This is a genomic window from Ferrimonas sp. (assembly GCF_048263965.1).
Classification (GTDB): domain Bacteria; phylum Pseudomonadota; class Gammaproteobacteria; order Enterobacterales; family Shewanellaceae; genus Ferrimonas.
Map to the genome: position 1 here is coordinate 60,572 of NZ_JBLXDO010000018.1, position 19,882 is coordinate 80,453.

At 59.2% G+C, this 19,882-nt stretch carries 19 protein-coding genes; 14 read left to right on the forward strand and 5 right to left on the reverse strand.

What is annotated here, in order from left to right; genetic code table 11:
* Positions 1 to 26 precede the first annotated feature (26 nt).
* Positions 27 to 2,084, reverse strand: a complete 2,058-nt coding sequence (metG, locus tag ACN0RV_RS14925) for a methionine--tRNA ligase (protein WP_417348753.1) — start codon at positions 2,082 to 2,084, stop codon at positions 27 to 29.
* Positions 2,085 to 2,242: 158 nt separating this feature from the next.
* On the opposite strand from metG, the gene apbC reads away from it, so the two are divergent.
* Genes apbC through ACN0RV_RS14970 form a run of 9 tightly spaced genes read left to right on the forward strand, consistent with a single transcriptional unit; the run spans position 2,243 to position 9,188 of the window.
* Positions 2,243 to 3,355 carry an iron-sulfur cluster carrier protein ApbC gene (gene apbC / locus ACN0RV_RS14930; RefSeq protein WP_417348755.1) on the forward strand — a complete coding sequence of 371 codons (1,113 nt, stop codon included), beginning with the start codon at positions 2,243 to 2,245 and terminating at the stop codon, positions 3,353 to 3,355.
* Positions 3,356 to 3,404: 49 nt separating this feature from the next.
* Positions 3,405 to 4,046, forward strand: a complete 642-nt coding sequence (gene udk, locus ACN0RV_RS14935; RefSeq protein WP_417348756.1) for a uridine kinase — start codon at positions 3,405 to 3,407, stop codon at positions 4,044 to 4,046.
* Positions 4,047 to 4,096: 50 nt separating this feature from the next.
* On the forward strand, positions 4,097 to 4,681 hold the full coding sequence (gene dcd / locus ACN0RV_RS14940) for a dCTP deaminase (RefSeq protein WP_417348760.1): 585 nt from the start codon (positions 4,097 to 4,099) through the stop codon (positions 4,679 to 4,681).
* A complete protein-coding gene (pabC, locus tag ACN0RV_RS14945; protein ID WP_417348762.1) occupies positions 4,681 to 5,487 on the forward strand; it encodes an aminodeoxychorismate lyase in 807 nt (268 codons plus the stop codon). The genes dcd and pabC overlap by 1 nt, the downstream gene beginning before the upstream one ends.
* Positions 5,487 to 6,497: an endolytic transglycosylase MltG gene (mltG, locus tag ACN0RV_RS14950; RefSeq protein WP_417348764.1), complete on the forward strand. Its 1,011-nt coding sequence runs from the start codon at positions 5,487 to 5,489 to the stop codon at positions 6,495 to 6,497. The genes pabC and mltG overlap by 1 nt, the downstream gene beginning before the upstream one ends.
* Positions 6,494 to 7,120: a dTMP kinase gene (gene tmk / locus ACN0RV_RS14955; RefSeq protein ID WP_417348767.1), complete on the forward strand. Its 627-nt coding sequence runs from the start codon at positions 6,494 to 6,496 to the stop codon at positions 7,118 to 7,120. The genes mltG and tmk overlap by 4 nt, the downstream gene beginning before the upstream one ends.
* Positions 7,117 to 8,013 (forward strand): DNA polymerase III subunit delta', encoded by an 897-nt coding sequence (gene holB / locus ACN0RV_RS14960; protein ID WP_417348769.1) that lies wholly within the window; start codon positions 7,117 to 7,119, stop codon positions 8,011 to 8,013. Before tmk ends, holB begins: the two co-directional genes overlap by 4 nt.
* A 44-nt stretch (positions 8,014 to 8,057) precedes the next feature.
* The gene (locus ACN0RV_RS14965) at positions 8,058 to 8,384 is read left to right on the forward strand and encodes a PilZ domain-containing protein (protein ID WP_417348771.1); all 327 of its coding nucleotides are present in this window, start codon (positions 8,058 to 8,060) and stop codon (positions 8,382 to 8,384) included.
* Between the two features lie 42 nt (positions 8,385 to 8,426).
* Positions 8,427 to 9,188 (forward strand): TatD family hydrolase, encoded by a 762-nt coding sequence (locus tag ACN0RV_RS14970; RefSeq protein WP_417348772.1) that lies wholly within the window; start codon positions 8,427 to 8,429, stop codon positions 9,186 to 9,188.
* Between the two features lie 270 nt (positions 9,189 to 9,458).
* On the opposite strand, the gene rsmF is transcribed toward ACN0RV_RS14970, so the two are convergent.
* Positions 9,459 to 10,871, reverse strand: a complete 1,413-nt coding sequence (gene rsmF / locus ACN0RV_RS14975) for a 16S rRNA (cytosine(1407)-C(5))-methyltransferase RsmF (protein ID WP_417348774.1) — start codon at positions 10,869 to 10,871, stop codon at positions 9,459 to 9,461.
* Positions 10,872 to 10,940: 69 nt separating this feature from the next.
* Between rsmF and ACN0RV_RS14980 the strand changes: the two genes are divergently transcribed.
* Positions 10,941 to 12,170: a nucleoside recognition domain-containing protein gene (locus ACN0RV_RS14980; RefSeq protein ID WP_417348776.1), complete on the forward strand. Its 1,230-nt coding sequence runs from the start codon at positions 10,941 to 10,943 to the stop codon at positions 12,168 to 12,170.
* 51 nt (positions 12,171 to 12,221) lie between these two features.
* Here ACN0RV_RS14980 and ACN0RV_RS14985 read toward each other — a convergent pair whose 3' ends face one another.
* From ACN0RV_RS14985 to ACN0RV_RS14995, 3 genes are read right to left on the reverse strand one after another with little or no spacing between them, the layout of a single operon-like run.
* Complete coding sequence (locus ACN0RV_RS14985) at positions 12,222 to 14,816, reverse strand: MlaD family protein (protein ID WP_417348777.1); 2,595 nt, start codon at positions 14,814 to 14,816, stop codon at positions 12,222 to 12,224.
* Positions 14,806 to 15,429, reverse strand: coding sequence for a paraquat-inducible protein A (locus tag ACN0RV_RS14990; RefSeq protein WP_417348779.1), 624 nt, complete (start codon positions 15,427 to 15,429; stop codon positions 14,806 to 14,808). Before ACN0RV_RS14990 ends, ACN0RV_RS14985 begins: the two co-directional genes overlap by 11 nt.
* On the reverse strand, positions 15,407 to 15,949 hold the full coding sequence (locus tag ACN0RV_RS14995) for a paraquat-inducible protein A (protein ID WP_417348780.1): 543 nt from the start codon (positions 15,947 to 15,949) through the stop codon (positions 15,407 to 15,409). Before ACN0RV_RS14995 ends, ACN0RV_RS14990 begins: the two co-directional genes overlap by 23 nt.
* A 242-nt stretch (positions 15,950 to 16,191) precedes the next feature.
* Here ACN0RV_RS14995 and ACN0RV_RS15000 point away from each other — a divergent pair, with 242 nt between their 5' ends.
* The 4 genes from ACN0RV_RS15000 to prc are packed head-to-tail and all read left to right on the forward strand — an operon-like array spanning position 16,192 to position 19,701.
* Positions 16,192 to 16,674 (forward strand): GAF domain-containing protein, encoded by a 483-nt coding sequence (locus tag ACN0RV_RS15000; RefSeq protein WP_417348782.1) that lies wholly within the window; start codon positions 16,192 to 16,194, stop codon positions 16,672 to 16,674.
* The gene (locus ACN0RV_RS15005) at positions 16,671 to 16,970 is read left to right on the forward strand and encodes a hypothetical protein (RefSeq protein ID WP_051215879.1); all 300 of its coding nucleotides are present in this window, start codon (positions 16,671 to 16,673) and stop codon (positions 16,968 to 16,970) included. The genes ACN0RV_RS15000 and ACN0RV_RS15005 overlap by 4 nt, the downstream gene beginning before the upstream one ends.
* The gene (gene proQ / locus ACN0RV_RS15010) at positions 16,960 to 17,607 is read left to right on the forward strand and encodes an RNA chaperone ProQ (RefSeq protein WP_417348783.1); all 648 of its coding nucleotides are present in this window, start codon (positions 16,960 to 16,962) and stop codon (positions 17,605 to 17,607) included. Before ACN0RV_RS15005 ends, proQ begins: the two co-directional genes overlap by 11 nt.
* 51 nt (positions 17,608 to 17,658) lie before the next feature.
* The gene (gene prc / locus ACN0RV_RS15015; RefSeq protein ID WP_417348785.1) at positions 17,659 to 19,701 is read left to right on the forward strand and encodes a carboxy terminal-processing peptidase; all 2,043 of its coding nucleotides are present in this window, start codon (positions 17,659 to 17,661) and stop codon (positions 19,699 to 19,701) included.
* Positions 19,702 to 19,882 lie beyond the last annotated feature (181 nt).

The window sequence follows — 19,882 nt, forward strand, 5'->3', positions numbered from 1 at the left end:
ATGCCAGAGCGTTCCGGTGACCGGGTTTACTTAATGCGCATACCGGGCTTGGCACCGGAGTCCGGGGAGAGGATGTAGAGCTCATCCTTGCCGGGACCGGCGGCCAGCACCATCCCTTCGGACACACCGAACTTCATCTCCCGAGGTGCCAGGTTGGCCACCATCACGGTCAGACGGCCTTCCAGATCTTCCGGCGCATAGGCGGACTTGATGCCGGCGAACACCTGCTTGGTTTCGCCGCCCAGGTCCAGGGTCAGCTTCAGCAGCTTCTTGGCCTTCTCAACATGCTCCGCCTTGGCGATGCGGGCCACCCGCAGGTCCACCTTCATGAAGTCGTCGAAGCTGCAGGTCTCGCCGATGGGGTCCTTGGCCAGTTCGTCGTTGGTGCCTTCCTCGGCGGCTGGGGTTTCAGGCTCAGCCTGGGCTTCGACCAGGTTCTCTTTGGAGGCGTCGACCATGGCGCTCACCTTGTCCATCTCGATGCGCTGGATCAACGGCTTGAACTTGTTGATGCCGTGACCGGTCAGGGTGGTGTGAATACCCTCCCAGGTCAGCTCGGAGGCGAGGAACTCCTCGACGGCGGCGGCCATGGTTGGCAACACAGGCTTGAGGTAGATCATCAGCAGGCGGAACAGGTGGATGCCCATGGAGCACACCTCGTGGGCCTTCTGCTCCATACCTTCCTGCTTGACCAACTGCCAGGGTGCCGCGTCGGCGATGTAGCCATTGGCCTTGTCCGCCAGGGCCATGATTTCGCGCATGGCACGGCCAAATTCGCGATCTTCATAGTACTGGGCGATGGTGGCGTCGGCGTCCTGGAACTCTTTCAGCAGCTCTGGGGCATCGATGCTGTCGGCCAGCTTGCCGTCAAAACGCTTGGCAATGAAGCCTGCGGTTCGGGAGGCGATGTTCACCAGCTTGCCAACCACGTCGGAGTTCACCCGCTGGGCGAAATCTTCCAGGTTCAGGTCCAGATCGTCGATGCGGTTGTTCAGCTTGGCGGCGTAGTAGTAGCGCAGGTACTCGGGGTTGAGATGATCCAGATAGGTGCGCGCCTTGATGAAGGTGCCGCGGGACTTGGACATCTTGGCACCGTTGACGGTGACGTAGCCGTGGGCAAACACATTGGTGGGCTTGCGGAAACCGGCGCCGTCCAGCATGGCGGGCCAGAATAGGCTGTGGAAGTAGATGATGTCCTTGCCGATGAAATGGTACAGCTCGGCGTCGGAGTCGGCGGCGAAGTAATCGTCGAAGTTCAGATCATCACGCTTGTCGCACAGGTTCTTGAAAGAGCCCATGTAGCCGATGGGGGCGTCCAGCCAGACGTAGAAGAACTTCTCGCCGTTGGTGCCGGGGATCTCGAAGCCGAAGTAGGGCTTGTCGCGGCTGATGTCCCACTGTTGCAGGCCCTGCTCGAACCATTCGTTGAGCTTGTTGGCCATCTCCTCCTGCAGGGAACCGCTGCGGGTCCAGGCTTCCAGCATATCCTTGAATGCAGGCAGGTCGAAGAAGTAGTGCTCAGAGTCTTTCAGCACCGGAGTGGCACCGGAGACAACGGACTTGGGGTTTTTCAGATCCGTGGGACTGTAGGTGGCGCCACAGTTATCACAGTTGTCTCCGTTCTGATCTTCGCTGTCGCACTTAGGACAGGTGCCCTTGACGAAACGGTCTGGCAGGAACATCTGCTTTTCCGGATCGAACAGCTGGCTGATGGTGCTGGTCTTGATGTGGCCGGCATCATTCAGGCGGGTGTAGATCAGGGTCGCCAGCTCACGGTTTTCGTCGCTGTGGGTGGAGTGGTAGTTGTCAAAGCCTACCTGGAACTCGGCAAAGTCCGCCTGGTGCTCCTCGGATACCTGGGCGATCATCTCTTCCGGGGTCATGCCCAGCTGCTGAGCCTTGAGCATGATGGGGGTGCCGTGGGCGTCATCGGCACACACATAGGTGCAGTGATGACCGCGCAGCTTCTGGAAGCGAACCCAGATGTCGGTTTGGATGTACTCCAGCATGTGGCCAAGATGGATGGGACCGTTGGCGTAGGGGAGGGCGCTGGTTACCAGGATCTTTCTTTGTGGAGATGCCATTTTATCTCTTGCGTGCAATGGATTACGGAATTCGGGCAAGTTTAACTGATAGGAGACGCATTTTCACCCATACAGGATGCCGTTGAGCGCATTATGCGCATGCGAATGTTCAGAGTTCTGGTACACTTGGCGAAATATCTCTATGACGGAGCCTGAGCGTGAGCCCAAATCCCATCCAAGATAAGCTACCGGAAGCCCTTTCCAAGCAAGTCCTTGAGATCCTTTCCCAACAGCAAGACCCCTATCTTCAGCAAAATCTGGTCGAGGCCGGCATCGTACGCAGCCTGGACATCGACGGCCGTTGCCTGAAGCTGGGGCTGGTCTACCCCTACCCCTGTCAGAGCAAGTATCGTCAGCGCGTAATGGGCCTGACCAATGCCCTGGCCAAGCTGGACGCCATCGAAGAGGTGGAGTGCGAGATTGGCCTGCAGGTGCCCACCATCACCGCCGCCGGTCAGGCGGAACAGGTGAAGGGCGTGAAGAACATCATCGCCGTCTCCTCAGGTAAGGGCGGCGTGGGCAAATCCACCACCGCCATCAACCTGGCCCTGGCCCTGGCGGCTGAAGGCGCCCGGGTCGGCGTGCTGGATGCGGACATCCACGGCCCCTCGGTGCCCATTATGCTTGGCGTTAAAGAGTTCCAGCCGGTGAGCACCGACGGCAAAACCATGGAGCCCGCCATTGCGCACGGCATGGCCGCCATGTCCATCGGCTTTATGGTAACCGAAGATCAAGCCACCGTATGGCGTGGTCCTATGGCCGCTGGCGCCCTGGTGCAGCTGCTGAACGAGACCAACTGGCCGGATCTGGACTACCTGATGATCGACATGCCCCCGGGCACTGGCGACATTCAGCTGACCCTGTCTCAGCAGGTGCCGGTAGCCGGTGCGGTGGTGGTGACCACCCCTCAGGACATCGCTACCGCCGATGCCCGCAAGGGGATCACCATGTTCAACAAGGTGAACATCCCGGTGCTGGGTATTGTGGAGAACATGAGTTACCACATCTGCTCCCAGTGTGGCAGCAAGGAGCACCCATTCGGCTCCGGCGGCGGTCAGGCCACTGCGGAACGCTATAATGTGCCTTTGCTGGGTGATCTGCCCCTGAACGTGGCGATCCGGGAAGCGGTCGACAGCGGTAACCCCACAGTCGTGGCTGACCCTGAAGGGGAGCTGACGGCGCAGTACAAGAGCATCGCCCGTAAGAGCGCCGCCGCCCTGGTGAATCTGTCCGAGCCTACAGGGCTGGAGATCGAGATTTGCGACGAGTAGGCTCGCCTGCCGTCGCCCGTTTTTATTAACGTTAATTGAAGTACAAGTCATGGCTAACCAACAACAATGCGTCATCATCGGCATCGCCGGTGCGTCTGCCTCGGGGAAGAGCTTGATCGCTCGAACCATCTGTGACGATCTGCGCCAGGATATGGGCACGGATCAGATCGCGATGATCACCGAGGACTGCTACTACAAGGATCAGGGTCACCTGTCCATGGAGGAGCGGGTTAAGACCAACTACGATCACCCCAGTGCCCTGGACCATGAACTGCTGTGTCAGCACCTGGAGCAGCTGCGTGCCGGGGAATCCTGTGATGTGCCGGTCTACAGCTATGTGGAACACACCCGTATGCCCCAGACCACCAAGGTGACGCCTAAGCGGGTGATCATCATCGAAGGCATTCTGCTGCTGACCGATCCCAAGCTGCGCGAGCAGATGCACGCCTCCATCTTTATGGATACTCCGCTGGATATCTGCCTGCTTCGTCGCCTGCGCCGTGACGTGGAGGAGCGTGGCCGTACCATGGATTCCGTACTGGAGCAGTATAAGCAGACGGTTCGTCCGATGTTTTTGCAGTTCATTGAACCCTCCAAGCAGCACGCCGACCTGATCGTGCCGCGCGGCGGTAAGAACCGCATCGCCATCGACTTCCTGAAAGCCAAGATTCGTCAGCTGGCCAGCGACTAAAATAATAAAAAAAAATCGACTTGTACCCAAAGGTTTTAGGGATAGAGAACATGCGTCTTACCGATATCGAGATTGAACAGCACCTGGACAAGGGCCAGATCAGCATTGAGCCACGGCCCTCCCAGAATCGTATTTCCGGCGTCAGCGTGGACGTCACCCTGGGGGACCGTTTCCGTGTCTTTCAGGACCACACCGCTGCCTCCATCGACCTCTCCGGCCCCCGCGATGAGGTGCAAAAGGCCCTCAACAGTGTGATGAGCGATGAGATCGCCATTGCGGACGGCGATGCCTTCTATCTGCATCCCGGCGAGCTGGCCCTGGGGGCCACCTTTGAGTCTCTGACTCTGCCCGCCGACATCGTGGGTTGGCTGGATGGCCGCTCCTCCCTGGCACGCCTGGGTCTGATGGTGCACGTAACCGCCCATCGCATCGATCCCGGCTGGTCCGGTCAGATTGTTCTGGAGTTCTACAACAGTGGCAAACTGCCCCTGGCCCTACGCCCGGGAATGACCATCGGTGCCCTGAACTTCGAAAAGTTGGCGATGGAGTGTGCCCGCCCGTACAACAAGCGCAGCAATGCCAAGTATCGCGATCAACAGGGCGCGGTGGCCAGTCGCATCACCCAGGATGGCTGATGAGCAGCTGGATTGACGGTGTGCCCTCGCAATCTCTGAGTCTGTCCGACCGGGGTTTGAACCTGGCCGATGGCCACTTCACCACCATGCTGGTACGTGAGGGAGAGGTTGTGCTGTGGCCACTGCATCGTCAACGGTTGAGTCAGGCGTGCAGCAGGCTGCTGATGGCCGAACCTGACTGGAGCCAGGTTGAAGCCACCCTGGCTCAGGCGACCTCGGGACAGCAAGGACTGATGGTGGCCAAACTGCTGTTTACCCGGGGAGAGCAGGGCAGAGGTTACGCCGCCTCTTTAAACCAGCCTCCCAGGGTGATCCTCACCCTCCACCCCTATCCTGTACACTATCTGCAGTGGCAAAAACTGGGGATCCGCATCGGCGTCGCCGACTTTGTCTTGGGTAATCAGCCCGCCCTGGCGGGCCTGAAAACCCTGGGTCGAACCGAGCAGGTGCTGCATCGCGCCGAAGTGGATGCCAGTCTGGCCGACGAGTTGCTGGCCCTGGATGTCCAGGGGCGGATTCTGGAAACCAGCGCCGCCAACCTGTTTCTGTGCCAGGACCGGGTTTTGCTGACGCCGTCACTGCATCGAGGCGGGGTGGCCGGAGTGATGCGTCAGCACATTGTGGGTCTGGCCCCCGAGCTTGGCTGGCAGGTAGTCATCCGGGATCTGACTCGGCCTGATCTGGATCGGGCCGATGCGGCGTTTATCAGCAATTCTCTGATGGGGCTGGTTCCCGTCACTGAACTGGCGGGACGTGCTTTAGCCGTCCCTGCCGCCCTCAGGAGCCTGCAGGAGGCGTTGGCATAATGAAGAAATGGATGGTTGGCCTGGCGCTCTCCCTGGCCAGTCTGGCCCTGGCCGCAGTGATTGCGGCGGCCTACATGGTTCATCGCCTGGATAAGGAGATGGCGGCGCCCCTGAATTTAACCAAGGCCACCGAGTGGCAGTTGCCGGTGGGGGCGTCCACCGTTCGCGTGGCCAACCTCTGGTCCGAAGAGGGGTGGATACCCACCTCCCTCTGGATAAAACTGGCGGTGCGCATGGAGCCCACCCTGGCCAACATCAAGGCTGGCACCTATCAGCTGGAACCCCAGATGAGTGTTCGCGAGGCACTGCAGCTGTTGATGGATGGCAGGCAGATGGCATTTCGCCTGACTCTGGTGGAGGGAGAGACCCTGAAACAGGCGCTGGCCCGGGTGTCCGAACACCCCAAGTTGACCCAACCCGCCCAGGGGATGGCAGGCCTGCAGGCCGCCATCGAGTTTGAAGGTCTCAACCCCGAGGGGATGCTGTTCCCCGACACCTATCAGTTTCATGCTGGCGACTCTGCCGAAGCCCTGGTGCGCCGTGCCGCCAGCCGGATGCGACGTGAAATTGAACAGGCCTGGAGCCAGTGCCAGGAGGGTCTGCCCCTCGAGAGCGATTACCAGATGGTGATCCTGGCCTCCATCATCGAGAAGGAGACCGCCCTGGCCGAGGAGCGTCCACTGATCGGGTCGGTGTTCATCAACCGTCTCAATCGTGGCATGCGTCTTCAGACCGACCCCACGGTGATCTACGGCATGGGAGATCGCTTCGATGGCAACATCACCAAGGCGGACCTGCTGGAGAGAACAGCCTATAACACCTACCGTATTCGAGGCTTGCCGCCTACGCCCATCTCCCTGGTGGGACGGGAAGCGCTGCAGGCCGCCTGCCAACCGGCCCAGAGCAAGTACTATTACTTTGTCTCCAAAGGGGACGGCAGCCACCACTTTTCACGGACCCTGAAGGAACACAACAGGGCCGTTAATAAATACATCAGAAAGAGATCATGAGTCAGACTGGAAAATTCATCGTTATCGAAGGCCTGGAAGGCGCGGGGAAGAGCTCAGCCATTGAGCGGGTCAACGCCTGGTTTGAGCGCCACTTTCCCGGACAGGAGAGGGTCAACACCCGGGAGCCGGGGGGGACCCCTCTGGCGGAGGAGATCCGCGAGATCTGGAAGCGCCCCAGAGAGGAACCCATGGCCAACATGACCGAGCTGCTGATGGTCTACGCCTGCCGCGCCCAGTTGGTGGAAACGGTGATCAAGCCCGCCCTGGCGCGCGGCAGCTGGGTCATCGGTGACCGGCACAACCTCTCTTCCCTGGCGTATCAAGGGGCCGGACGAGGCCTGTCCAAAGAGGTCGAGGGGTTGTCAGAGATCACCCTCGGCAGCTTCAAGCCATACCTGACCCTGTACCTGGACATCGACCCCAAGGTTGGGTTGGAGCGGGCCCGCGGTCGGGGTGAGCTGGACCGAATCGAGCTGGAAAGCCTGGATTTCTTCGAGCGCGCCCGTCAAAACTACCTGAGCCATGCCGCCGCCGATGCCCGCATTTGCACCATAGACGCCTCCCAACCCATGGAGAAGGTACAGCAGGACATCGAGGACGCCCTGGCGGAGGCGCTGCTGTGACCCTGCCCATGGGACTCAGCGCCATGCCCTGGCTAGAACGAAGCTGGCAACTCTGGCAGCAGAGCCTGGCCAGTGGCCGACTGAGCCATGGCTGGTTGATCTGCGGCGCCCAGGGCATAGGCAAGACTGAGCTGGCCAATGCCTTGGCGGACTCACTGCTGTGTGAACAGGGAAGCGGCTGCGGCCTGTGTCGGGGCTGTCAGTTGCTGGCCGCCGGTAACCATCCGGACCGGCTGGTGATTCAGCCCGACCCCAGGGTGATCAAGGTGGAGCAGATCCGAGCGCTCATCCACGCGCTTGAAGGCACCGCCCACCAGGGCGGCCGTCGGGTGGTGGTAATTCATCAGGCCGATGCCATGAACACCGCAGCCGCCAATGCCCTGCTTAAGACGCTGGAGGAGCCCGCGCCGGGTGTGCACCTGCTTTTGGTGAGCGATGCGCCAAATCGCCTTCCGGCCACCATCGTCAGCCGGTGTCAGCGCCTGCTGGTGGCGTCACCTTCCCGTCAGCAGTCGTTGCAATGGCTGGGGGAAGGACGCGTTGCCCCCCAGAAGCTGGATGCCTTGCTGCGGCTGTTCGGGGGGCCGATCAAGCTGGCCGAGGCGGCGGAGTCCGGACAGCTGGACACCATAGAGTCCTGGCGCCACGCCTGGCAAAGAAGCCTGGACAGCGGTGTGCTGGATCCCGTGCTCTTTGGTCTGGATGATGCCCAGGCGGCGCAGGCACTGAAGTTGCTCTATATTGATCTTGTTGCCGATCCCCATGCCTATGTGGCGTCTCTAAGCCGTTATCAGGTCCTGGCCCGGGAGGTGGCAGAGCTGCATCAGCGGTTTGAAACCCAGCCCGGACTGAATGCGGTCGCGGTGTTTCAGCAGTTGTTGGTGCACAGATAGTCTCAACAGAACACCGCCTCTCAGCTTTGTCAGATGGAGATTCAATGACCACCAGATTGACCCACAGCTTCCACTCCCTTAACGAGCTGCATCTGGCCTACATGGCTTTTGTTAAATCCGGTGGTCTCTTTATCCCCTGTGAACAACCCACTGAGCTTGGGAATAGGGTCGAGCTTCTCTACACTCTGCCCGGAGAGAGTGAGCCGACAAGGGTGTTTGGTGAGGTGGTGTGGTTCAATCCCCAGGCCGACAGCCAACGACCCCGAGGCGTTGGCATTGCCTTTGCCGAGGGGGATGAGTCACACCGGGAGCGCATAGAGCAGCTGTTGGCCGATCAGTTGGGCAGTGGCCAATTGACCTGGACCCTATAACCACTTAAGCTCTGCCGCTTCGAAATTTTCCGGAGTGAAGTTGTGCTTATCGATTCCCATTGCCACCTTGATCGCCTGGCGGAAGACGCCAACCCTGAGTCGCTCAGACCCGTTGTGGAGCGTGCCAGGGACGCTGGCGTCAAGGAGATGCTTTGTGTGTCTGTTTCTCAGAAAGGCTATGAGCCCATGCGCAAGGCGGCCGAGCCATTTGAGGAGGTGGTGTTTTCCTGTGGTGTCCATCCTCTGGACATCAAGGAGGGATTCGACCAGGCCTGGCTCAGGCAGCATGCCCAGGATGTCAGGGTGGTGGCCGTTGGTGAGACCGGTCTGGATTACTACTACAGCAAAGACAACATTGCCGATCAGCAGCGTGCCTTTGCCGAGCACATCGACGTGGCCAGAGAGCTGGATAAGCCGGTGATCGTGCATACCCGCGATGCAAGAGAGGACACCCTGGGTATCCTGCGCGAAGGGCAGGGAGTGGAAGGGGTGCTGCACTGCTTTACCGAAAACTGGGAGATGGCCAGTGCCGCCCTGGATTTGGGCCTGTACATCTCCATCTCCGGCATAGTGACCTTCCGCAATGCGGATATGCTCAGGGATGTGGTGCGCAAGCTGCCCATGGACAGGTTGCTGGTGGAGACCGACTCTCCCTACCTGGCGCCGGTTCCCTACCGGGGCAAGCAGAATCAACCCGCCTATGTTCGCGAGGTCGCCCAGTATGTGGCCGACCTGAAGCACTGCTCCTACGAGGAGCTGTGCTGTCAAACGGCAGAGAACTACAAGAGACTGTTTCGTCGTTAAGAAAAAAGGAGCCATCGGCTCCTTTTTTTGTGTTTGGGATAAGTGAACTCTCAAGCCGAGTTCGACTGGTGGACGCTGAAAAAGGCGCAAAAAAAAAGCCCATAACCACTCCAAGTTGTCACAGGCTTAGGGGAACTGGTGGGCGCACTGTTGCCGCGCCTTTGCGAAAGCTCCACTAAAGGTAGACCAAGATTTCATCAATCGCCAAGCGATGAACGATGTTTTGTCGCTGATCCGACCTTTATGGCAACAGGGAACGCCACACCGGGGTCAAACCTTGGCGACATTGTCCCTGACCAGCTCCCTTGGTAGTGAGTTTTTCAGCTTGTTGCCCACCCACTTGGCCAGCCCCAGGGGCACGCCCTGCCAGCGAACCAGTATCTCCCCCTTGGCTTCGGCTCCGTTGTCTCTGGGAAGGTCTCTGCCCATCAGGTAGGTAACCGCTTCATCGTCACTGAGCTCCACTGCCTTACTGGCTTCAGCCCCCAGCAGCATCAGCGTTTCATGGCTGACCTTGAAGCCATGTTTGGCCTCCTCGCCCAACTTGACTCCCAGACGCTGCATGCGAATGGCCGGAATGAAACGGTCACAGCCTTGTGGGAACAGCCAAAGTTCCTTGTCCCTGGCCATCAGCTCACCGGCGGGCAGGGTCAGGCCAAAGGTAGATTGCAGGTGGTCTCGCAATGCCTCCGTCTGCTTGCGGGTGGCGTTGGTAAAGGGAAAACGGCCCAACCTCGGTGGACGGTGCTCGCTCTCTACAGAGGCGGTTTTACGCAGGGCAGCGACAAAAAAGCCTTCGCTGTCGTAGATCTGCGGCCAGATGTGCAGAAAGCCCTCCGGTGTCACTGCCTTGCTGGCATCAGGAAACAGGCAGGAGAGATCCACAAACTCCACGGCGTCACCAAAGCGCGATTTAAGATGCAGACATACCTGCTGATTCTCCTGGCGGCTCAGGGTACAGGTGGAGTAGACCATCAGGCCGCCGGGCTTCAGGGCGTGAAAGCCGGACTCAATCAGTCCCCGCTGGGTCTCGGCGATACTCTCTACCGATTCCAGGCTCCAGTTGCTCAGGGCATCGGGGTCCTTACGCAGGGTGCCCTCGCCGGAGCAGGGGGCGTCCAGCAGTATGGCGTCAAACGTCTCTGGCAGGGTGTGGCCAAACACCTGGGCATCGAAGTGGGTCAGTACCGTGTTAGCGACGCCCATACGACACAGGTTGGCGTGCAGGCCCTTGAGGCGGGAGGAGGAGTATTCGTTGGCCATCAGCAGGCCACGGTTGTCCATCCAGGCTGCCAGCTGGGTGGTTTTGGATCCTGGGGCCGCAGCCATGTCCAGCAGGGTATCCGGCGCGTCGATCAGCGAGGCCATCACAAAGGGGGGCATCATGGAGGAGGCTTCCTGGATATAGAACAGTCCGGCCAGGTGTTCCAGGGTGTTGCCCAGTTGCACACTCTCATCGTCCCGGCTCAGCCAGTACCCTTGTGGGCACCAGGGGATCGCTTCGAAGTGCCAGCCTTTTGGGGTCATCCTCTCGATGAAGCTGTCGCAGTCAGTTTTGAGGGTGTTGATGCGGATCGAGGGGCGCAGCGGTTGGCTGTTGTAATGGACAAACTCCTCAAGGCTCAGGTGACTTGGCAAAATCTCACTGATAGAGTTGAGGAATTCCTGCTTGATGTTCGCCATAACGGCTTCCGGCTGATGGAAAATGGCGGCAAATATAGCACAGACAAAAATGAAAAAGGTGATGCTCGGGTGCTAAATCGGTTGTGGCTGGCGCTGTTTTTTCTGGGAGGGGCCGGTGGCCTGTGGCAATGGCTGATATTGGGCAACGATCAGGTGTTGCCGCAGATGATCGCCAGCCTGTTTGATATGGCCAAGCTCTCGGTGGAGATCCTTATCGGTCTGCTCGGGGTACTGGCGCTGTGGCTGGGGTTGATGCGCATCGGTGAACAGACTGGCCTCATCCAGGCCCTGTCCCGATGGCTGACACCGCTGTTCTCAAGGCTGATGCCCGAAGTGCCTGCGGGGCATCCGGCCCTGGGGTCGGTGACACTGAACCTGGCAGCCAATGCCCTTGGCCTGGACAATGCGGCCACCCCCATGGGCCTCAAGGCGATGAAGGATCTGCAGAGCCTCAATCCCACCCCCTCCATGGCCTCCAATGCCCAGATCCTCTTTCTGGTCCTCAATACCTCCTCGGTGACTCTGCTGCCGGTGACCGTATTCATGTACCGTGCCCAGCAGGGGGCCGCACACCCGACAGATGTGTTCATACCCATATTGCTGGCCACCTGTGCCTCGACCCTGGCGGGGCTGTTGGCGGTGTCACTGGTGCAGCGCATCAACCTGCTGGATCGGGTGGTGCTGCTGTGGGGCGGTGGCCTGGTTGCCGGTTTGCTGGCCCTGGTGGCCTATCTGATCACCCTTTCTGCCGAGGGGCTGCAGCAGTTCTCCACCCAATCCAGTGCCCTGGTGCTTTTTGCCGTGGTGATGGCGTTTCTGGGGCTGGCCTGGTACCGGGGCATCAACGCCTATGATGCCTTTGTCAGTGGTGCAGGGGAGGGGGTGAAGCTGGTGGTCACCCTGCTGCCTTATCTGCTGGCGATGTTGCTGGCCATCGGTTGGCTGAGGGGCTCCGGGGCTTTGGAAGCGCTGCTTGATGCCATCCGTGCCCTGTGTGCCGCCCTGGGGGTGGACGCACGCTTCGTGGACGCTCTGCCCACGGCGATGATGAAGCCGCTGAGCGGCTCCGGCGCCAGGGCGATGATGGTGGAAACCATGAACCACCACGGTGCCGACTCGTTTGCCGGGCGACTGGCGGCGATGTTCCAGGGCTCGACGGAGACCACCTTCTATGTACTGGCGGTCTACTTTGGCTCTGTGGGGATACGCAATGGACGCCATGCGGTGGCCTGTGGCCTCACCGCCGATCTGGCCGGCATAATCACAGCCATAGCCGTTGCCTATCTGTTCTACGGGTAAGGGTATTGGTTCAGAGACAGAAAGGCCCGCCATTGGCGGGCCTTTTCAGGTTTAGAACACAGGTTTCCACTCGAGCCAGCTCTCCCTCGAGTTTTCATGGAGGGGGAATCGGTCCAGAGTGGAGGCCCGGTTACTGTCGTCGGTGCCCTCCTGAGTGGCAAAGGCGATGCCACCCATCAGCAGGGTGTCCAGGGACTCGGTGTGGATCTCGGCGCCGCTGAACAGCCCCAGTTTCACCGTCAGGCCACTGGCGTTCCAGAAGCGACTGGAGCGATTCACCAGGTGACGATAATGGGGCTCCAGCTCAATGGTGATCTCAACCTGGGTCGCATCGTCAGCCAGTCCCTGTTTGACCACCTTGCCCACGGGGATCTGCCTGTAGAGTACCGGGCTACCGATGCGGACCGAGCCCAGTTGAGGCTGGGTCAGCACCAGGCGCAGTGCCTGGGCGCGTGCGTCAGGAGCAGGTTCGTTGGCCAGGGCGGTAAACCGGGTTTGCGCGGCAGATCCGGCCGGGCCGGGCAGGGCAGCCAGATGGTTGCCCAGCACCAGGTTGGAGAGATTCTTGGTGCCGCCGAAGCCGATCTCCGCTTCGCCCAGGTAATAACGAGCGCCCTCAACCGCAAAACGGTCCTCCCACTTGGGGTCCAGAGCCAGGGTCGCGGTCAGGGTCGACAGCTCGGCGTTGAGGCTGACCCGTTCGACTTTGCCCAGAGTCTGCTGGTGATATTTCACCGGGGCGCCGGGCTGAAGGTCCGCATCGGCGTCCAGAGTGATCTGAATACGCATGGCGGGGGTCAGCGCATCATCACGGTTGGCATAGAGCCAGCGATCCCGTTGAGGCTGTGCCATCCCCTCGAGGTTATCGAAGGCGATACCCCCGCGCAGCAGCGCCATGGCCGCGGCGGTGTCCACCTCGAAATTGGCAAAAGAGCCATGGATACGTACGCCGGAATAGCGCCAGAATCGACTGGCGTTGGAAAACAGCCTGGCGTAATCACCGTCCAGGGTGAGGCTGATCTGGAAGCCGTCGTCGGCCAGACGCACCTTCTCAACCTGGCCTACCTCCAACTGGCGATAGTAAACCGGCGCCCCCGGGGCCAGGCCATCGGCCTGGTCCGCGGTAAGTCTGAGCCACAGGGGCTCTGGGGACGCCTCTGAGCCGGGGCGGTCCAGCAGCGGGTAGCCCTCTTCGCGAGCTTGTGTGTCCGGTTTGCCCTTGGAGAAGGCGATGCCGCCGGAGATAAGCTGCTGCAGCGGATCGGCCTCCACGGTCAGGGTGGACAGATCCGCCTGAACCCGAACACCCTGGGTCAGCCAGAACTGACTGTCACTCCCGAGCAAGGCGTCATAGGGCGCATTCAGCCAGACCTTAACGCTGATTCTGTCCTGCTGGTCCAGGCCCAGGCTCAGCACTTCCCCCACCTGGAGCTGGTTGTAGTGCACCGGAGCGCCCTCACTCAGGCCGGCCGCATCTCGCCTGTGGAGGGTGACGGCCCGACCCTGACGGGCTTCATCCGGCTTGTTGTCTTCCAGGAGGAACTGATCCTGAGGGGCCCCGCTGCCCACAGAGACGTTAATGAAGTCGCCCAGCACCAGGTTGCCCAGATTGCGGACGCCCCGCAGGGAAAGTTGTCCTTTGACCTGCCAGAAGCGGGTACCGGACACCAGGATGTGGCGGTAGCTGTCACGGATGGCGCCGGTCAGCGACACCCGGTTACCGCTGACCCGGATATCGGTGAGCTCGCCCACGTCCACTCCCAACAGCCGGATTTTGCTGCCCACCTTAAGCCCTTCGGCGCTGGCGGCGTCAAAGTCGACGAAGTGATCCTGGGTGGCGGCGTCGCGGTTTTCATACAACCGGAAGCTGCTGCCACTCTTGGCCTGGGGACTGGCTTCCGGGGAATCGAAGGCGACACCACCGGTCAGCAGGCTGGCAATGCTCTCCAATTCCAGCTTGACCCCGGCGAGGGAGGCGTTGGCGGAGAGGCCGGATACGTTCCAGAAGTGGGAGCTCTCCTTCACCAGAGGGGCGTAGTTGGCATCGATCTGGGCGGTGACCCGAACTTTTTTACTCTGGGGATCCAGTCTGGACTGGAGAATACTACCCACCTTTATCTGCTGAAAGTAGACCCCGGAGCCGGCGTCCAGGGATCCACCTTTATCGGCAATCAGCTGAATCAGGGTGGAGTCCTCCTCGGAGGTGGGGGCCATGATGTCCGCTTCGAACCGGACCAGCCTGTCCCCTTCGCCTGGCTTCATGGCGATGTAGTTACCGGAGAACAGGGCGTCCAGTCCTTCCACGCCGGTCAATGATGCCTTGGGACTGACCAGCCAGAATCGGGTCTGGTCCCTGAGCAAATCGTCCACCGTGTGGTCCATCTTGACGGTAACATTGACCGACAGGCGATCCGAGTTGAGGGACACCTCCTGCACCATGCCCACCACCAGGCCCTGGTACTTCACCAGAGTCTTACGGGCCTCAATGCCGTTGGCATCGGGAAAGCGAATGGTGATCTCGGTACCCTGCTGCTTGACGTAGGTGAAAAGCAGCCAGGCGCCCAGTACCATTGCCAGTATGGGCAGGATCCAGATGGGGGAGAGCAGACGCTTGCGTCGCACCCGGGCTGACTGGTCATTGTTCATCGTGATATTCGAGGTCCCAGAGTATGCGTGTGTCGATGGATTTGGCGGCCAGTTGGGTGAACAGGATCACCATGGCAAAGAAGGTGGCGGCGGGCGCCGGCTTGGCATCCAGCAACTGCCCCATGTTGATCAGACTGGCGACGATGCCGATGACAAACAGGTCCAGCATCGACCAGCGGCCGATAAATTCGATAACGTGGTAGAAGATCATCAGCCAGCGCCTGGAGAGTCGCAACTTCAGGGTCACCGCCAGCAAGATGATGGTCAGACCCACGATCTTCATCACCGGCACCAGGATACTGGCAATGAAGACAATGATGGCGATCCCCACCATCTCAGATTCCACCAGAGAGATGATGCCGCTGAAGATGGTGTCATAGCCGGTTACCCCCTGATTGGTTACCTGAGTGATGGGGTAGAAGTTGGCCGGGAAGATCATGATCACCGCCGTCAGCAGAAGTGCCCAGGCGTATTGCAGGCTGTGGGGACGTCGTGGGTTGACCCGGGTGTGGCAGCGGGGGCAGTAATCGGTTACCACCACTATGTTGTGGCAGCCCCGGCACAGGATCCAGTTGCGGTCGATGCCCCGCTCAGAGAAGGAATTGCTCTTCATACTTCTGCCACATCAGGTCTCGGTTATATTCATACTGCACGTAGAACACCATTATAAACAGCAGCATAAAGCAAAAAGTTCCCCAGCCGTAATGCAGGTCGGCAAAGTCGCCCAGTTTGAATGCCGCCACGAAGAAACTGATGAGGTACACCTCCAGCATGGCCACCTCATCCAGCATGGGGTGCCACTTGATCAATTGTCGAAGGGCGGTTTTGCCTCTGCCCAGCTTAAGCAACACCAACTGCATCAGAATTGAGGTCAGCAGCAGCAGGGGGGCCAACACTCCGGCGACAAAGATGGCAGTGCCAACCAGCCAGAACCCCTGCTCGAAGGTGATGACGGCGCCAAAGGCAATGGTGGCCTGGCGCACGCTGCCCAGCAGGGTTACCTCCAGAATAGGCAACAGATTGGCGGGAATGAACAGCAGCAGGGCGGTGATCACCAGGGCGGTCAGGGCGTCCAGATCACAGTAAGGCGAGTCCACCAGCCGACTGTGGCAGCGTGGACAGAACAGTCTCATCCCTTTGGGCAGGGCACGGCGACGGACTATCTGGTCGCAATGCGGGCACAAAATGGAGCAATTTGACAAAGTTTACCGCCACTTAGCTGTGATTAACTCCCCTATGATAGCGAACTCAATGGCAAATTCGTCACTTTTTACCCAAATACCCCGGTAAATTTGGTCGAACCAGTGTTGCGGGCTTGACTGACTTGGCAGAAACTGGGTTAATGACAACCTTATGTGAATGAACCGCCGAAAAGATGTCCAGTTCCAATCAGAATCCCTATGCCACTTTGGCTAAACAGGCCGAAGCGCTAATCGAGGGTGAACCCAATCTCATCGCCAACCTGGCTAATATCTCCGCACTGATATTCAACTCCGTATCCGACCTCAATTGGGCCGGATTTTATTTATTGGAGGATCAGGATACGCTGGTGTTGGGGCCATTCCAGGGGCAGGTCGCCTGCGTTCGCATCCCTGTAGGGCGCGGTGTGTGCGGTACTGCCGTTGCACAGGACGCAACTCAGTTGGTGGAAGATGTGCATGCCTTCCCGGGACACATCGCTTGCGATGCCGCCAGTAACTCTGAGATTGTGGTGCCTGTGCACTGTCAGGGGAAGGTGATTGGAGTGCTGGATATCGACAGCCCGGTACATGGCCGGTTTAAAGAGGAGGAGCGTGTGGGTTTTGAAACCCTGGTTTCTGCTCTGGAACAACACCTGGAAAAGGTGGGCCTGAAGTGAAGGAGCTGGTAACCATTCACAGCTACCTAGCCGACCCCGAAGGGGTGGGTGATTGGGAAGGCGAAGAGGAACTGGCGGCAGATAACCTCAATCGCCTCTATCATGCAGTTTATGACGCGGCCGATGACGACATGGATCCCGCTTCCCTGGAAGCGATGCTGGAAACCATCTGGCCCTATTGGCAACACAATCCCGAACTTACGGAGTTGGATGATGAGATGATCGAGGGGTTTGTCGATTCCCTCTACGAGCATTTCAACAACAGTTCGGGTCAGGATGAATTTGATGACTACTGAGAACCAAACCAAGCTTTCCGACATCAAGGCGGTAATCGCCTTTCTGTGTGAAAAGTTCCCTAACTGCTTCAGTCAGGAAGGCGATGCCAAGCCGCTGAAGATCGGCCTGTTTCAGGAGCTGGCGGAGAACCTGGCAGAGGATGAGCGCGTAAGCAAGACTCAGCTGCGCCAGGCGATGCGTCGCTACACCAACAGCTGGCGTTACCTGCGTTCCATTAAAGAGGGCGTTCAGCGTGTGGACCTGGAGGGTAACCCCTGTGGCGAGATCGACGCTCAACACGTCGAGCACGCTCAGCAGGCGCTGAAAGAGAGCCAGGAGCGCGCCAAGGAGCGCAAGGCCGCGCAAAAGCCTCAGGGTGACAAAGGAACCCCGGCGGCAAATAAACGGTCTAAGCTGAAGGGTAAACCTTCCGGCGCCCCTCGCAGCAAGCCTGAAGGAGCCAAACGTCCCGCTAAACCGCGCCCCGAACTGAAGAGTGTCGAGGCCGATGCCCTTAGCGTGGACCAGAAAGTTAAAGTTCAGCTGGGTCGAGCTCCGGCAAACGGTGTGGTAGTCGACATCAACAAAGATGACGTTCAGGTTCGCCTGGATTCCGGGATGACCATTAAGGTTAAAGCGTCCCACATCCGCATCTAATCCGGGCCGGCTTTAAGGAGTAAAGCACTTATGGTGAAAACGAGTCTCAAGATGACAACATTGGCCACCTTGTTCACTGGCGCGCTGTTCAGTGTCCAGGCCCTGGCCCTCTCCCCGGTCATCTCTGAGGAGGAGATCCCAGTCCTTAACCAGGAGGCGCAGCATAAGGTCGCCAGCAAACGGATCACCAATCTGTTTACTCGTTCCCATTACCGTAAGTTCGCCATGGATCAGGCGTTTTCCGGTGAGATCTTTGATCGCTACCTGGAGCAGCTCGATTACAACAAGAGCATCTTTACCCAGGCCGACGTCGACGGTTTCCGCAAGTATCGCAACACCTTTGGCAGCCTGATTGCCAAAGGTGAGATGAAAGACGCCTACGCCATCTATCAGCAGGCGCTGGACAAGCGCTACCAGAGATTCAGCTACGCCCTGAAGCTTCTGGAGAGCCCCTTTGATTTCACCAAAGAGGGCGACAAGTACTACTTCGACCGTGAACAGTCTCCCTGGGCCTCCAATGAAGCCCAGCTCGATGAACTCTGGCGTCAGCGCGTTAAGAACGACGCCCTGAACCTGAAGATGACCGGCAAAGAGTGGCCCGAGATCAAAGAGATCCTCGGCAAGCGTTATAACAACGCCCTCAAGCGTCTGAGTCAGACTCACAGCGAAGATGTGTTCCAGAACGTGATGGGCGCCTTTGCGTACACCATTGAGCCTCACACCAGTTACCTCTCTCCCCGCAATGCGGATCGCTTCCAGACCGAGATGAACCTCTCGCTGGAAGGCATCGGTGCCGTACTGCAGGTGGAGGATGATTACACCACCATCCGCTCCCTGGTGCCCGGCGGCCCAGCGGACAAGAGCGGTGGCGTCAAACCCGAAGACCGCATCATCAGTGTGGGTCAGGAAGGTGAGAAGCCGGTGGATGTGATTGGCTGGCGTCTGGATGACGTGGTGGATCTCATCAAGGGCCCCAAGGGCACCAAGGTGACCCTGGAAATTCTGCCTAAGAAGGGCGGTAACAACGCCAAGCCCAAGTCGGTGGTGATTGTCCGCGACAAGGTGAAGCTTGAAGACCGCGCGGTGAAGTCCGAGGTCTATGTGCCCAATGAGGGTCCCAACCAGGGCCGTCGTATCGGTGTTATCGAGATCCCCAGCTTCTACGTGAACATCAGCCAGGATGTGTCCAAGGAGCTGGAGAAGCTCGAGCAGGAAAACGTCGAAGCGATTCTCATCGATCTGCGCAACAACGGTGGGGGGTCATTGTCTGAAGCGACCCTGCTGACCGGCCTGTTTATCTCTCAGGGCCCGGTGGTGCAGATTCGCGACCAGCGTGGCCGCATCAACATCAACCGGGACAGCGATGGCCGCATCAGCTACGACGGTCCGTTGACTGTGCTGGTGAACCGTTACAGTGCGTCTGCGTCCGAGATTTTCGCCGCGGCGATGCAGGACTACGGTCGTGCCATGGTGATTGGTGAGCCCACCTTCGGTAAGGGGACGGTTCAGCAGCACCGCAGCCTGGGCAAGTCTTACGACCTGTTTGAAAAGCCCATGGGGCACGTGCAGTACACCATTGCCCGTTTCTACCGTATCAACGGCGGCAGTACTCAGATCAAAGGGGTCACCCCGGACATTGAGTTCCCCAGCTTCTTCGAACCCGGTGAGTATGGTGAGTCCCAGGAGGGCAATGCGCTGCCGTGGGATACCGTGCCCAAGGCCAGCTATCAGTCTCTGAACCTGGTGCCCCAAACCATGGTGTCCAGCCTCAGCGACAACTATGTGAAGCGCACCGAGTCCAACCCGGAGTTTGGTTACCTGGCAGAGGATATCGCCACCTACCGGGTGGAGAAGGACAAAGGCTACGTGTCTTTGGTGCTGGCCGAGCGCAAAGCCAAGGAGCAGGACGAGGACGACCAGTCACTGGCTCGCATCAATGAGCGCCGTGCGCGAAATGGTGAGGAGCCGATCAAGTCCCTGGACGATGAGCCGGAGACCGACAGTGATGAGCAGGATAACGATTACCTGCTGGCGGAGTCCGCCAACATCACCCTGGACATGGTGGACTGGACCCGACTCGCCAAGCAGAAGTGATGCTGTTTTAGAACAACAAACGCCGCCCTCCGGGGCGGCGTTTTTTTAGGCTGTGTCTGCGTTAACTGTTGAGGTTCTATAATTAGGGTAACTCTTTGATAGAGAGGGCCCGTTATGGATAGTTCAGCTTTTGCCCGTATCCTGCGTTCCCTGCCTGAGCTTACGCCCAGTCAACGAGAAC

Coding starts and splice junctions, on each gene's coding strand:
- tmk (WP_417348767.1), top strand. CDS start 6,494: ATGAGTCAGACTGGAAAATTCATCGTTATCGAAGGCCTGGAAGGCGCG.
- ACN0RV_RS15000 (WP_417348782.1), top strand. CDS start 16,192: ATGTCCAGTTCCAATCAGAATCCCTATGCCACTTTGGCTAAACAGGCC.
- ACN0RV_RS14995 (WP_417348780.1), bottom strand. CDS start 15,949: ATGAGACTGTTCTGTCCACGCTGCCACAGTCGGCTGGTGGACTCGCCT.
- ACN0RV_RS14965 (WP_417348771.1), top strand. CDS start 8,058: ATGACCACCAGATTGACCCACAGCTTCCACTCCCTTAACGAGCTGCAT.
- ACN0RV_RS14985 (WP_417348777.1), bottom strand. CDS start 14,816: ATGAACAATGACCAGTCAGCCCGGGTGCGACGCAAGCGTCTGCTCTCC.
- ACN0RV_RS14990 (WP_417348779.1), bottom strand. CDS start 15,429: ATGAAGAGCAATTCCTTCTCTGAGCGGGGCATCGACCGCAACTGGATC.
- dcd (WP_417348760.1), top strand. CDS start 4,097: ATGCGTCTTACCGATATCGAGATTGAACAGCACCTGGACAAGGGCCAG.
- metG (WP_417348753.1), bottom strand. CDS start 2,084: ATGGCATCTCCACAAAGAAAGATCCTGGTAACCAGCGCCCTCCCCTAC.
- udk (WP_417348756.1), top strand. CDS start 3,405: ATGGCTAACCAACAACAATGCGTCATCATCGGCATCGCCGGTGCGTCT.
- proQ (WP_417348783.1), top strand. CDS start 16,960: ATGACTACTGAGAACCAAACCAAGCTTTCCGACATCAAGGCGGTAATC.
- pabC (WP_417348762.1), top strand. CDS start 4,681: ATGAGCAGCTGGATTGACGGTGTGCCCTCGCAATCTCTGAGTCTGTCC.
- rsmF (WP_417348774.1), bottom strand. CDS start 10,871: ATGGCGAACATCAAGCAGGAATTCCTCAACTCTATCAGTGAGATTTTG.
- prc (WP_417348785.1), top strand. CDS start 17,659: ATGACAACATTGGCCACCTTGTTCACTGGCGCGCTGTTCAGTGTCCAG.
- mltG (WP_417348764.1), top strand. CDS start 5,487: ATGAAGAAATGGATGGTTGGCCTGGCGCTCTCCCTGGCCAGTCTGGCC.